Source organism: Verrucomicrobiia bacterium, from assembly GCA_035577545.1.
Taxonomy (GTDB): Bacteria; Verrucomicrobiota; Verrucomicrobiia; order Palsa-1439; family Palsa-1439; genus Palsa-1439.
On record DATLVI010000010.1, the window covers coordinates 120,568 to 134,115 of the forward strand.

At 58.3% G+C, this 13,548-nt stretch carries 12 protein-coding genes and 1 other RNA gene; 11 read left to right on the plus strand and 2 right to left on the minus strand.

Features of this window, described 5'->3' with window-relative positions; translation table 11 throughout:
* Position 1: 1 nt before the first annotated feature.
* Positions 2 to 805 carry a hypothetical protein gene (locus VNL17_03590; protein HXI83155.1) on the plus strand — a complete coding sequence of 268 codons (804 nt, stop codon included), beginning with the start codon at positions 2 to 4 and terminating at the stop codon, positions 803 to 805.
* Positions 802 to 1,548 carry a metallophosphoesterase family protein gene (locus VNL17_03595; GenBank protein ID HXI83156.1) on the plus strand — a complete coding sequence of 249 codons (747 nt, stop codon included), beginning with the start codon at positions 802 to 804 and terminating at the stop codon, positions 1,546 to 1,548. The genes VNL17_03590 and VNL17_03595 overlap by 4 nt, the downstream gene beginning before the upstream one ends.
* 25 nt (positions 1,549 to 1,573) lie before the next feature.
* On the opposite strand, the gene VNL17_03600 is transcribed toward VNL17_03595, so the two are convergent.
* Both VNL17_03600 and VNL17_03605 read right to left on the minus strand, forming a co-directional pair.
* Entirely contained in the window at positions 1,574 to 2,734 is a 1,161-nt protein-coding gene (locus VNL17_03600; GenBank protein ID HXI83157.1) for a glycosyltransferase family 9 protein, read from the minus strand.
* Positions 2,735 to 2,747: 13 nt separating this feature from the next.
* Positions 2,748 to 3,365, minus strand: a complete 618-nt coding sequence (locus VNL17_03605) for a 2OG-Fe(II) oxygenase (protein HXI83158.1) — start codon at positions 3,363 to 3,365, stop codon at positions 2,748 to 2,750.
* A 124-nt stretch (positions 3,366 to 3,489) separates the two neighbouring features.
* Here VNL17_03605 and pheS point away from each other — a divergent pair, with 124 nt between their 5' ends.
* The 9 genes from pheS (at position 3,490) to VNL17_03650 (ending at position 13,546) form a co-directional block, all read left to right on the plus strand.
* Positions 3,490 to 4,521, plus strand: a complete 1,032-nt coding sequence (gene pheS / locus VNL17_03610; protein HXI83159.1) for a phenylalanine--tRNA ligase subunit alpha — start codon at positions 3,490 to 3,492, stop codon at positions 4,519 to 4,521.
* A gap of 610 nt (positions 4,522 to 5,131) precedes the next feature.
* Positions 5,132 to 5,869 (plus strand): hypothetical protein, encoded by a 738-nt coding sequence (locus tag VNL17_03615; protein ID HXI83160.1) that lies wholly within the window; start codon positions 5,132 to 5,134, stop codon positions 5,867 to 5,869.
* Positions 5,870 to 5,873: 4 nt separating this feature from the next.
* Positions 5,874 to 6,548 (plus strand): hypothetical protein, encoded by a 675-nt coding sequence (locus VNL17_03620; GenBank protein ID HXI83161.1) that lies wholly within the window; start codon positions 5,874 to 5,876, stop codon positions 6,546 to 6,548.
* A 45-nt stretch (positions 6,549 to 6,593) separates the two neighbouring features.
* On the plus strand, positions 6,594 to 8,876 hold the full coding sequence (gene pheT / locus VNL17_03625) for a phenylalanine--tRNA ligase subunit beta (protein HXI83162.1): 2,283 nt from the start codon (positions 6,594 to 6,596) through the stop codon (positions 8,874 to 8,876).
* A gap of 136 nt (positions 8,877 to 9,012) precedes the next feature.
* A non-coding RNA gene (gene ssrS, locus VNL17_03630) (6S RNA) lies at positions 9,013 to 9,190 on the plus strand.
* 183 nt (positions 9,191 to 9,373) lie between these two features.
* The gene (locus VNL17_03635; protein ID HXI83163.1) at positions 9,374 to 10,630 is read left to right on the plus strand and encodes a replication-associated recombination protein A; all 1,257 of its coding nucleotides are present in this window, start codon (positions 9,374 to 9,376) and stop codon (positions 10,628 to 10,630) included.
* Entirely contained in the window at positions 10,627 to 11,217 is a 591-nt protein-coding gene (locus VNL17_03640) for a 5-formyltetrahydrofolate cyclo-ligase (protein ID HXI83164.1), read from the plus strand. Before VNL17_03635 ends, VNL17_03640 begins: the two co-directional genes overlap by 4 nt.
* Positions 11,214 to 12,758 (plus strand): ribonuclease Y, encoded by a 1,545-nt coding sequence (rny, locus tag VNL17_03645; GenBank protein ID HXI83165.1) that lies wholly within the window; start codon positions 11,214 to 11,216, stop codon positions 12,756 to 12,758. Before VNL17_03640 ends, rny begins: the two co-directional genes overlap by 4 nt.
* Entirely contained in the window at positions 12,755 to 13,546 is a 792-nt protein-coding gene (locus VNL17_03650) for a TIGR00282 family metallophosphoesterase (GenBank protein HXI83166.1), read from the plus strand. Before rny ends, VNL17_03650 begins: the two co-directional genes overlap by 4 nt.
* The last annotated feature ends 2 nt before the right edge of the window (positions 13,547 to 13,548 follow it).

A 13,548-nucleotide genomic window follows, 5' to 3' on the forward strand; every position in this document is an offset into this window, starting at 1 on the left:
AATGCGACTCAAGATACTTGTCGCCATCCTCCTCATGGGGTCAGGTCTGATCTTCCTGCCGCTGGAGAATTCTGTCCGCGCGGAGCGGACGCGGCTGAAGTATGGCGGCGCGCGCGTCACGATCCAGCTCCGCGAGGCAATCGGCCAGAACCTGGCCATTGCGTTGCTGGCGGGAATGCGTGGCATTGTGGCGGACTTTTTGTGGATCAACGGTCACGGTTACTGGGAGAAGAAGGAATGGCTCCGCCAATATAGAAATATCGAGATTGTTGCCGCGCTGCAACCGCAGGCCGTGATGTTTTGGGATCTCGGTCAATGGCACATGGCCTGGAACATTGGTTACGGCGTGCTTTCGGACCCGAAAAACCGCACCAAGGCTGAAGGTATCAAGCGCGAGCATGAGTGGCATGAAAAGGCGCGTGAGTTTATCGCGCGCGGCATCGAAAATATCCCGAATCGCTATGACCTGTATTTCACCATGGGGTGGCTGTATTACGAGAAATTGAGCAAGGACTGCGACAAACCGCCGTGTCAGGAGGCATTCTGTAAGGCGGCCGAGTACTTCGGCACAGCAGCCAGCTTTTCGAACGCGCCCGAGTTTGTCGCGCGCTTTTACCCGCGCGCCCTGGAGAAGTGCGGTCAAACGCAGGCCGCTTACGAAGAATGGAAGCGTCTGTGGTTTCTGGACCATACGAAAGTGGCGCAGTCCTGGAGTATTATCGAGCGTGAGATACGGCAACTGGAAAACGAATTGCAAATTCCCGAAAATCAGCGCTTATTCCCCCCACCACTACCGCAACCATGACAACGGCCAAGACAGACCTCCGCTATGCAATCCTGAGTGACATTCACGCCAATCTCGAAGGACTCGAAGCTGTCCTGAAGGATGCGCAGGAGCAAAAGTGCACGCATTACGTTTGCCTGGGGGACATCGTGGGCTACGGCCCCAACCCGAACGAATGCCTCAATCTTATCCGGAGCCTGGATTGCCCTGTGATCATGGGCAACCACGACGAGTACTGCGCGTCCGACCTGGATCTGACGGGGTTCAACGCCATGGCCGCCGAGGCGATTCGCTGGACACGCACGCAATTGAGCGCCGAAGACAAGAACTGGTTGCGCGATCTTAAGTACGTCCGCCATGTTGAGTCATTCACCATCGTCCACGCAACACTCGATCTACCCGAACGGTGGGCCTATGTCTTCGACAGGCTATCGGCCCAGGCCAGCTTTAATTACCAGCACACCCCCGTCTGCTTCAACGGTCACACGCACGTGCCGGTCGCATTCGTCCGCGGGCCGACCGGTCTTCAGGGTGGGCTTTACTCCAAGATCAAAATCGAGGTGGGTCGCAAATATTTCGTCAATGTCGGTTCCATCGGCCAACCGCGCGACCGTAATCCGAAATCGGCCTACGTTGTTTTTGACCTCATCGCGAATATCATCGAGTTGCGCCGGGTCGATTATGACATCGGGATGACGCAGAAAAAGATTCGCGCCGCTGGCCTACCGGAGTCGCTGGCGGAACGCATCGAACACGGGCGCTGAAAGAATTCTCACCTCATCGTGTGGCTCAGCGACGACTGGCTTCCAGTGAAATCGGAGGCAGGGAGTCGATGCGATCCAGCACCATCGCGGCCGTCAACTGCTCCATGCACTTATGCCCGAACGGGCACTGACTTAGCCGGCGATAGTTGCACGGCGAACACGGCAGATCCAGCCGCACCACCGCGCCCGGCTGTCCATAGGGCCCGATATGCACTGGGTTGGTTGGTCCAAAAATACTGACGACGGGTGTCTCCATCGCTACGGCGAGATGCATGGAACCGGAATCATTGGTGACGGCCACCTTGGATCGCTTGATGATGGCAGCCAGTTCACCGACACTGGTTTGCCCGGACAAATCGACCGCACCCGGGCACAGGTCCGTCACGATTCGACACCGGTCTTTGTCGCGTGAAGTGCCCACCACTACAATGCCCAGCCCTCGCTGGGTCAAGAGCCGTCCGGTTTCGGCAAAGCGCTCCGGCAACCAGTGCTTGGTTTCCCACATCGTGCCTGGCGCCAGTACGGCAAACTCTTTCAAGCCATGACGGACCAGCAACTGCGCCACCCGGCCCTCCATTTCGGGCGACAAATAAATGCGCAGATCGGGTGGTTCACTGTCCAGACCGAGCATTTTCCCGACCCAGAGGTAACGGTCGATGGCATGCACGTCCAGCGTGGGAATCGGAATGCGATGGGTATACGCCAGCCAGGAACCTTCACGCGCGCCGGCCCAGCCATGCAAGGGAACGTTGTGAAGTTCATGATGGACCGTTTCCGTGGGCAAGCGCTTGATTGGTCGATCAAATCCAATGCGCACGGGCGCCCCAGAGGCACGAACAAACGCCGCCGTCCGGAACTGGCCGTGCATATCGATCACCAAATCGTAGCGGGTGCGCCGCAACTGCCGGAGCAATTCAAAAGGGCCGGTGGTGGCCCGCCAGTTGCGACCGAAGGACGCGAAGCTGCGCCGGTTGAAAAGCACCACGCCAGACAGTGCGGGATGATGACGGACCAGATCGGCGTTCTCCGGCGTAATGAACCAGTCGATGCGCGCTTGCGGGTAGCGCGCGCGCAACTTTACCAGCAGCGGGATCGTATGAACGACATCACCAACCGCTGACGGTTTGACCAGCAGAATGCGTGAAAAATTCTCGGTGACCAGTGATGCAGCCTTCACTCCGAACACGGGAACATTTCTCTCACGAGGCGAAAACCTTTTTCAGCGTTGCGGAAAACCGATGACGGGCCTGTTCGCGGCGGACGACGTCTTCGCTGGTGACCCAATTGAATTGAATCACGCGCCGCTCGCCGCTGAAAGGTTTGTGCCCATGCCAGGAGTTCTCGCTGCGTTTGAACGCCAGCAGCGTCCCCTCCGACGGCGGCACTTCCAGGATCACGTCGTCGAGATTGTCCGGGGACCGCAGCAACCGCAATCGACCGCCGGCGGTTTCCCAATTCGGATTCATGTAAATGAGGACCGTGATGATTTTCGTGGTCGAATCCGTATGAATCTGGCCGTCCTTCTCCGAGCAGCGCCCGCGGACGGTGGCCATCGTGGGACGGCCACTCAGGTCGAGGCCGAATTTGCGTTCAAATGCCGACCGCATTTCCGCGCTGTTCAAATCGTTCATTAGTTGGCCAAACGCCGCGCCGTATTTGACCTCGCTCAAAGGGAAACTGCCGTGTTTTTCGATGCGCGGATAATCGGCGTTCACCGCTTTGCGGGCGTCAGCCTTCACAAATTCCGGTACCACCAGAAATTCAAACGGCTCGCGGTTTAGTGGCGTACTTTCAAAGTGATCCAAGTCAATCATCATGAGGATTTTCCTCCCTCGACCCAATAAATCTACGCCAAGCTTCATCAACGGTAAAGGCTATTCTCGGTCATTCGATGTTCGGCTTGCGTGTTGCGCAAGCTTTCGTTACCGTTCCGCCGCATCCATGACGGAACTCGAACAACAACTTCAGTCCGCCCGCGCCGAGGCGGAAGCCGCGGTAGCGGCGTGCACCGAACTGCCAGCACTCGACCAACTCAAGGCCAAATACCTTGGTCGCAGCGGCACTGTGTCCGCCGCGCTGGAGCAACTTGGCAAACTCCCGAAAGAGGAAAAGCCCCGCATCGGCAAACTTGCCAACGACATCAAGAACGCATTGACCGCCGCGATCACGGCGAAACGCGAGGAATTGGAAGCGAAAGTCGCCACCTCCGGCCCGGCAATTGATACGACGTTACCGGGACGACGACACCGGCTCGGCCATTTGCATCCGCTGACACAGGTTTCCGAGCGCATTGTCGCGGTTTTTCGCCGCATGGGATTTGCCGTGGAAGACGGGCCTGAGATCGAGGACGAATGGCATTGCTTCGACGCATTGAACACACCCGCGAACCATCCCGCGCGCGACATGCAGGATACGTTCTATATCGACCCGAAGGCGATGCCGCCGGATCCGAAGCTCGGCCGCTATTTGTTGCGGACCCATACATCGCCGGTGCAAGTCCGCACGATGATGAAGCAGAAGCCGCCGATTCGCATCGTCGCCCTTGGCCGCTGCTTCCGCCGGGACGAACTCGACGCCACGCACAGCCCGACATTCCACCAGGTCGAAGGCTTGTATGTGGATAAAAACGTCACCGTCGCGGACCTCAAGGGCACCGTTGAATTCTTCTTCCAGCAACTGCTCGACCCCGAGACGAAAGTGCGGTTTCGTCCGCATTTCTTCCCGTACACCGAGCCGAGTTTTGAAATCGACCTCAGCACGCCGTACTTCCGCTCCCGCGGCAAGGAATGGGTTGAACTCGGCGGCTGCGGGATGGTGGATCCCACTGTCTTCAAGGCCGTCGGCTACCCTGACGACGAATACACCGGCTGGGCCTTCGGCTTCGGCATCGAACGCCTCGCCCTGATCACGTGGTCCATCAACGACATCCGGCTATTCACGGAGAATGATGTGAGGTTTTTGGAGCAGTTCTGAGGACGCATGAATGCGTTGTTCACAACAGTCTGCCGATGCGACAGCGCCATCGAAGCGGATCTTATTGCGTCATTGCTCCGCGCAAATGGGTTTAACCCGCAAGATTTGAGGCGTGGCACGAAAGGCAGTGTAATGGGGCGAATTGAAGTTCCGTCGGAAGAGGCGGAAGCGGCACGACGATTTCTGGCAGAAGCCGGATACAAGCCTCACTGATAGGACTGGTTGAAGCAGCACGTTCACTTCAAACGGTGCCGCGGGGATGATGGCTTGTGGATTGGTTGTAGCGCTCGCCTTGATTTGCGGTCCAATTCGCGGGATCCCATTCTTCTGGCGGCTGATTGACTGTTCGTTTGGTGTTGTCGGATTTATCCCACTCTGGTTCGCCTGGCGCGCTACCGGGGAATTGGAGACTATTCGCAACCAAAACCGCGCCATTTCCGCTTCTGTTTGAACACTCACCATTCCGCGCTGTCAGAAGAGGCGGTAGATACTTTGTGTTGCAAAGTATTTAGACTCGAAACGATGGCAGGCTGCCCGGTGGGTGATGCACGAGGGCACTGGGAATGCGTTCCTTCTGGCAGCCTGCCGAAGAAAGGATCGGAGGCGACGGATGAATCAATTGTGGCGACAGGTGGACCAGTTGTTGCGGCGGCAGGAGTCGGCGCTGGCGGACGACGCACTGCGTGACGTGCGCGCGAGTTATCTGGTCGTGGGAATCGTGTTGCTCGCCGCGGTGTATGGGTTTTTCATGGGTTGGTACGCGATCTTCTCCCGCGCAGTGCCAGAGTGGCGGCAAGTGGCGGCAGACACGTGGAAAATGCCGACGTTGTTCCTCATGACGTTGGTGATTTGTTTTCCGTCACTGTACGTCTTTAGCGCGTTGCTGGGGTCTCGATTGTCGTTTGCGCAGATGTTACGGGTGTTGCTGGCGATTGTGGCCCTCACCGTGACGGTCCTGGCGTCGTTTGGACCGATTGTTGGATTCTTCGCGCTGAGCACGGAGAACCATCCCTTCATGGTTTTGCTGAATGTCGCTTTCTGTGCCGTGGCGGGAGTGCTCGGGGTGGGCGTGTTGTGGAAGGCGCTGCGAATCCTGCTCGCGCCGAAAGTTGAAGCGGCAGGGAACGTGCCGCCCATGATCCAGCCGCCCTTGCCGAGCCAGTCGGACCGGCAGGTGAAGTCGCTGTTTCGCGTCTGGATATTGATCTACGCAGTCGTCGGAGCGCAGATGGGCTGGGTTCTGCGACCGTTCATTAGCGACCCGAAGGCGCCGTTCATGTGGTTCTGCGGCAAAGAGGGAAACTTCTTTCTTGGCGTGTGGCATGCGGTGGTAAGTGTTTTCTCGTGATGCCATGACATCCCTGCTCGTCAGCGTGGAAGAATTCTTGCGGGCCGAAGGATTGTTCGCGCGAGCGGGCGCGGAACGTTCCCGGTTCTGGGCACAAGTACGAATGGTGGCAGTTTGCGGGGCGATCTACGGTGCGGTCATGGGGAGTTTCCATGGACTGGAGGGAGACGGATGGAAACAGATTGCGCTCTCAGGTGCCAAAGTACCGGTGCTGTTCCTGGCCACCTTCGCGCTCTGCTTCCCATCGTTCTACGTACTGAACGCGCTGGCGGGACTGCGCGATGATTTCCCGCGGGTCGTCAACGCCGTGCTCGGATTTCAATCCCTCACCGCGATCGTGCTCGCCGCGCTGGCACCCATTACTGAACTCATGAACCTCTCGACGACGGGGTACTCGTTCATGCTGTTGTGGAGTGGGATTATGTTCGCGGTGGCAACCGTCTGCGGTCAGTGGAAAATGAACAGCATGTACCGCCCGTTGATTGCATCCAACCCGCGACATCGTCCTCTCGCTAACGGGTGGATCACCCTCTATTGGTTCGTCGGGATTCAAATGGCGTGGGTACTGCGGCCATTTGTAGGATCTCCGGGCCTGCCATTCCAGCTCTTGCGGCCACAAGCATGGGGCAACGCCTACGTGGAGGTCGCGGAACTCATCCTGCGGGTACTGCATCAGTAAATACTCGACGCCATTTGTACGAATCGTTACAGTTTCATCCGCAAGATGAAATTTACCTACAACTGGCTGAAGCAGTACGTTGATTTCGCCTGGTCGCCGGCGGAGTTGGCGGAGAAGCTAACGTTTGCGGGGATTGAGGTTGAAGACGTTGTCAGTCTCGGCGGCAAAATCCCGGAGCAAGTCGTCATCGGGCAGATCCTTTCCAGTGAGAAACACCCCAATGCCGATAAATTGTCCGTCTGTCGTGTCAATGATGGCAACGGCGAACGTCAGATCGTGTGTGGCGCGAAGAACTACAAGGTGGGCGACAAGGTGCCGCTGGCGCTCCCCGGCGCCGAGATGGCGGGCGGGTTCACCATCAAGGTTTCGAAGCTGCGCGGTACCGAATCACAGGGCATGATGTGTTCGGCGGAAGAGCTTGGGTTGCCGAAGGGCGAAGACGGCTTGCTCATTTTGCCGGTGGATGCGCCCGTGGGAACGAGATTCACCGAGTATCTCGGTCCGGGCGATACGGTATTCGACATCGAGGTCACACCGAACCGGCCCGACTGGCTGAGCGTCATCGGCATCGCGCGAGAGGTTTCTGCGCTCACAGGTAATGCGCTCAAGTTTCCTGAGATCACTGTTCCGGAGTCTGGAGAACCGGTCGAAAAACTCACTTCGGTAACGGTCGATGCGCCAGATTTATGTCCGCGTTACGCGGCACGCGTGATTCAAGGCGTGAAGATCGGGCCGAGCCCGGCGTGGTTGAAGCAGATTCTGGAGAAAGTCGGCTTGCGTTCGGTGAACAACGTCGTTGACGCGACGAATTACGTCCTGCTCGAATGCGGTCATCCGTTGCATGCTTTTGATTACAAGCTGCTCAGCGAGCAGCGCATCGTGGTGCGCCGCGCGAACAATGGTGAGCGATTCGTGGCCATCGATGGGACCCAACACGAACTGACTCCCGACATGCTCGTGATTGCCGACGCCAATCGGGCCGTGGCTCTGGCCGGGATCATGGGCGGCAAAGAGAGCGAAATTCGTGAACAGACGACCGATGTGTTGTTGGAGAGCGCGTGGTTCCTGCCGTCGAGTATCCGCAAGACCTCCAAGCAATGTGGTTTGTCGAGCGATTCCAGCTATCGCTTCGAACGCGGCGCGGACATTGGGCAGGTGACGTGGGCGAGCAACCGCGCGGCCCAACTGATTCAGCAACTCGCCGGCGGGCAAATCGCGCGCGGAATCATCGACACCCTGGCAAAACCAATTGAGAAACGTCGTGTGCGCTGTCGCTACACTCAGGTGAATCGCCTGCTCGGAATCGAAGTGCCGGCCGAGACTGTGAAAAATATTTTCACGGGACTTTCGCTATTGGTGGTTTCATCGGATGCCCAGTCGTGCGAGGTCGAAGTGCCCACTTTCCGAGTGGACTTGGAGCGTGAAGTGGATTTGATCGAGGAAGTGTGCCGCATTCACGGTGTGGAGAAGATTCCCGCGAAGATGCAGCCCGCGCGCCCTGTCGTGTCGGGATTCGATGCGCAGTGGAATGCGCGCGCACGTATCCGTCAAATTCTATCTGCGCTGGGTTTTCACGAGGCACAGAACCAGACGCTGGGCGAGCAGGGAGATCTTAAGCTGCAGAATCCGTTGACTGCCGAACAACACGCGCTCCGCTCGTCCCTCGCACCGGGGTTGTTGGCGAACTTGCGCACGAATGTGTCACGACACCAGTACGACGTGCGACTCTTCGAAATCGGACGGGTGTTTGCCACAGATGGAAAGGAATCCTTGCATCTGGCGCTGGCGGTGACCGGGCGGCGCGAACCGCATTCCTGGGAGACGGGAGTGCGGGATTCCAAACTGGATTACTACGATGTGAAGGGCGCGCTGGAGGAACTGGGGGAGACGCTCGGGGTTTCTGTTGTTGCCGAGATTAAAACGATTTCACCGGCGCAGGCAAAAAAGCTCGATCTCCGTGATGCGGTGTACGTGGCGGAGACCGAATTGAATCCCTTGCTGGCGGTGGAAGAGGCCGAACGGACGTTCCGTGAACTTCCGAAATTTCCGGCGGTGGTGCGGGACATGGCGTTGGTCGTCGAGGAAGGCCAGCAACATGGTGACGTTATCGCGGCGATTGCGAAAAACCCAAATAAATTCTTGGAACGGGTCGAGCTTTTTGATATTTATCGTGGTAGTTCAATACCAACGGGCAAGAAATCCATGGCGTACTCGTTGACGTTTCGCGCGCCGGACAGAACATTGACCGACACGGAAATCAACGGGGCGCACGACCAGTTGAAGCGCTCGTTGTTGCAGACATTGAAGTGTGAGATTCGCGAAAGCTGACGGACATGTGCGGGGCAGGTAGGCGGCGACCATAATTATGACTGGAAACTTCTTGAAATCGATACCGAAGCGGATTATTAAGGTTCGTGCGGGCGACGGTGGTCGCCGGTGTTCTTTGCCAAGGCAAGTTTTTCGAAATACCCTGCCATGTTCGTGATGAACGAAGATTCTTTGAGCCAATACCGTCATTGACGGAGCTCGGAGTTCGGTTGTGGACTGCATGCCTTCATTGGAAGCACGAAGCAGCCGACAGAGCCCCCTATTAGTTAGGGGTTCAAAAGAGATCGTTCGAACGGCATTACGGCGGGGTATTTCGTTTTTGGCTCCCGCCGCGCGAGGCGTTCGGCTCCTGTCGGTCAACGTCACAGATCCCACACGGTTGGCAACGCCGGGTCAGATTGGTGGCCATGACCGAGAACCTATTCTCCAACCAATCCGCGGAACCCGCCAAAACGGCGGAGGCGGCGGACCGCGCCACCGCTCCACTGGCCACGCGGATGCGACCGCAAACCCTGGAAGACTTCGCCGGCCAACGCCACATTCTCGGCGAAGGCAAACTGCTCTGGCGCGCCATCACCGCCGACCGCATCAGTTCGATCATTCTTTATGGGCCGCCGGGAACGGGTAAAACATCCCTCGCGCAGGTCATCGCCAACGCGACCAAGAGCAAATTCGAGCGTCTCAGCGGTGTCGAGTCGAACGTGGCCGATATCCGCCGCGTCATTGCGACCGCCGCGAACCGTCTCGCCAACACCGGTCAACGGACGATCCTCTTTATCGACGAGATTCACCGCTTCAACAAGGCGCAGCAGGACGTGTTGCTGCCGGATGTCGAGAACGGTACCGTACGTCTCATCGGCGCGACGACACACAATCCATTTTTCTATGTAAACTCGCCGCTCGTTTCGCGGTCGCAGATTTTTCAGCTCAAACCGCTCACACCTGCCGAGGTGAAGGACTTATTGAAACGCGCGCTCGCCGACAAGGAACGCGGCCTCGGTGAGAAGAAGTTGCAGGTGGACGACGAGGCCCTCGATTTCCTCGCTACCGCCTGTGACGGTGACGCGCGCAAGGCACTCAACTCGCTGGAAATCGGCGCGCTCACGACACCTTCGGGGCACATCACGAAGGCAATTGCCGAGGAATCAATCCAGAAGAAGGCAGTGGTGTACGACGGAGATGAGGATGAACATTACGACACCATCTCGGCGTTCATCAAGTCGATGCGGGGCAGTGATCCCGATGCGGCGTTGTACTGGCTCGCGAAAATGGTGGTCGCAGGAGAAGACCCTCGATTTATTGCGCGACGCATCACGATCCTGGCAGCCGAGGACATAGGCCTGGCCGATCCCCAAGCGCTGGTCCTGGCTGTCGCCGCGCATCACGCGGTGGAATTTATCGGCTGGCCCGAAGGGGAGTTGCCATTGGCCGAAGCGACGGTATATTGCGCGACCGCGCCAAAGTCAAACGCCAGCGCCAAGGGGATCTGGAGCGCGAAAGCTGACGTGGAACAAGGGCGCACGCTTCCTGTGCCCGACCACCTCAAAGACACGCACTACAAGGGTGCCGAGCGGCTCGGCCACGGGAAGGGATACAAGTACGCGCACGATTTCGAGGGCCATGTCGTCGAACAAGAACACCTCCCCGAGCATCGCAAGTATTACGAGCCGAGCGATCAAGGGTTTGAACTCAAAGTGCGCGAGCGAATGGAGAAATGGAAGCAACTCCTCAACAAGCAGGGAGGTCGTCCGTGACGCTCGCGGCGACCAAGGAAGAACTGCGTGAACAGATGCGGGCCCGGCTCGCCGCACAGAGCGCGGCCGATGCGCGGGTGAAGAGTGCCGACATCTGGGAACGGCTGTCGGTGCTGGGTGAGTTTGCCACGGCGTCACGATTGTTGGTGTATGTTTCAAAGGAAGCGGAAGTGGGCACGCGCGGACTGATCCAGCAATTGCTCGCGATGGGCCGGCAGGTGTGTGTTCCGTGGTTTGACGGAGCCAAAGAACAGTACGTTGCTTCCGAACTACGCGATTTCGCGTTGGACCTGACGGCAGGAAGATTTGGAATTCTGGAACCCAAAACCGAGGCGGTAAGGCCAGTCGCGTGCGATGGGATCGACGTCGCGCTGGTGCCCGGGTTGGCGTTCGACGAAACGGGAAATCGTTTGGGCCACGGGAAGGGGTATTTCGACCGCCTTCTGCGAGAGGTGCGCGGTGCAAAAATCGCGCTGGCCTACGATTTCCAATTACTGAACGAGGTCCCAACGGAGGCGCATGACGTACCTGTGGACTTTATTGTGACGGAAAAACGAGTGTTAAAAACACGGGGTAACCCAAAATGATTACAACCATTATTGGTCTTATCATCGCCATGGTTGTGGGCCTTGCGCTCGGCTGGTTCATCAGCCATGCCAAGGCGCAAGCTGACACAAAACTGGCCGGTGGGATTATTGAAGCGGCGCGGAAGGAAGTCGAAAACATGTTGCGCGATGCGCGGGGCAAAGCGCAGGACGAAGCCTTCAAGGCCCGCGAGCAGTTTGACAGGGAAACCAAGGATCGCCGGCAGGAACTGGGCGAGATGGAGAAACGGGTGATGCAGCGTGAATCGAACCTGGATCGCAAGGTTGATCTATTCGACCGCAAAACCGAGGAAGTCACCCGGAAAGAGGCGCACGTTCTCGATCGTGAAAAGGAGCTTCACAAGATCCAGGCTGAAGTTGAGGAATTGAAGCGGCTGACCCATCAGGAACTCCAGCGAGTGGCGGGCCTCAGCGCCGTGGAAGCCAAGCGATTGTTGCTTTCACAACTGCAGGAAGACGTACACGCGGAAGCGGCCGCGATGACCCGGCGCATCCTGGAAGAGGCCAAACTGCAGGCCGAGCGCGAAGCGAAACGGACCATCACCATCGCCATCGAGCGCTGCGCGTCGAATCACGTCCAGACGACCACGAGTTGCACGGTCGCGCTTCCGAGTGAAGAGATGAAGGGCCGCATCATCGGACGCGAAGGCCGCAACATCCGCGCGTTCGAGTCCGCGACGGGAATCAACGTACTCATCGACGATACGCCGCAAGCGGTCGTGCTCAGCGGCTTTGACCCGGTCCGTCGGGAACTCGCGCGGCAGACTTTGACGCGCCTGATTCTGGACGGGCGTATCAATCCCGCGCGCATTGAGGAGGAAGTCGCGAAAGTCAGTGAGGAATTGGAGACGTTGATTCACAAGGCGGGCGAGGATGCAGTGTATCGGGTGGGATTGCAGAAGGTGCATCCCGAAGTGATGAAACTTCTCGGGCGGCTCAAGTTCCGCCATAGCTTTGCGCAAAATGTGCTCGACCACTCGGTGGAAGTTGCCGGAATTGAAGGTATCATGGCGGCAGAACTTGGCCTGAACCAGCAGATCGCCAAGCGCGTCGGCTTGTTTCACGACATTGGCAAGGCGGTCGATCATGAAGTCGATGGTTCCCATGCCGCGATTGGCGCTGAACTTCTCAAGAAATACGGGGAACCGGAAGAAGTGTGGCAGGGTGTGGCTTGCCATCATCACGAAGTCGAACCCCTGACGACGTACGGCGTCCTCGCGAGCGCCGCCGATGCGATCAGCGCGTCGCGTCCCGGGGCGCGCAGCGAGAGCATGGAACTCTACCTGCAGCGCCTGGAGAAGTTGGAGGCGGTGGCGAACGCCTTCCCCGGTGTGGACAAGAGTTACGCGTTGCAAGCCGGCCGCGAGATCCGCATCTTTGTCCAGCCCAATGCCGTCACGGACGACGAAGCCATCCAGCTCGCGCGCAACATCAGCAAGAAAATCGAGCAGGAACTGCAGTACCCTGGTCAAATCAAGGTCATCGTCGTGCGCGAAATGCGCGCGGTGGAGTACGCCAAGTGAGGATTCTTTTCATTGGCGATGTCGTCGGCAAGCCGGGCCGACGGGCAGTCGCCACGCTTGTGCCGAGGTTGCAACAGGAGCGGGACATCGATTTCGTAATTGCGAACGGCGAAAACAGCGCGCACGGGGCGGGACTGACGGCCTCGACCGTGGATGCATTGCTCGCCAGCGGTGTAGAAGTCATCACCTCCGGTGACCACGTGTGGGACCAGAAGGAAGTCTACGAAGTCATCGAACGCGAACCCCGGCTGCTGCGGCCGCTCAACTTTCCCGCGTCGGCTCCCGGCAGGGGATCGACGGTGGTGCAACGGGACGGGTTACCTCCAGTCGGGGTGATCAATCTTATTGGTCGCGTGTTCATGCCCAATACCGACTGCCCATTCCGCGCGGCGGAAGCGGAAGTTGCGCGGATGCGGAAGCGGACGAATATTATCCTGGTGGACATGCACGCCGAAGCCACCAGCGAGAAAATTGCAATGGGCAGGTTTTTGGATGGGAAGGTGAGCGTCGTGGTTGGAACCCATACACATGTCGCCACCGCCGACGAACAGGTTCTGCCGAAAGGCACGGCCTATATCTCCGACGTCGGCATGTGTGGCCCGCATGACTCGGTGCTGGGGCGGGACGTCGACGCGGTATTGCGCCGATTTCTGACGCAGTTGCCGCAGAAGATGGAGGTTGCGGAAGGTAACGTTGCGCTGTGCGGCGTGATCGTCGATGTGGATGAGAACTCCGGACGGGCGCGATCCATCGAACGAATCCGGGTGCCGTGCGATCAGGGTGAATGAAA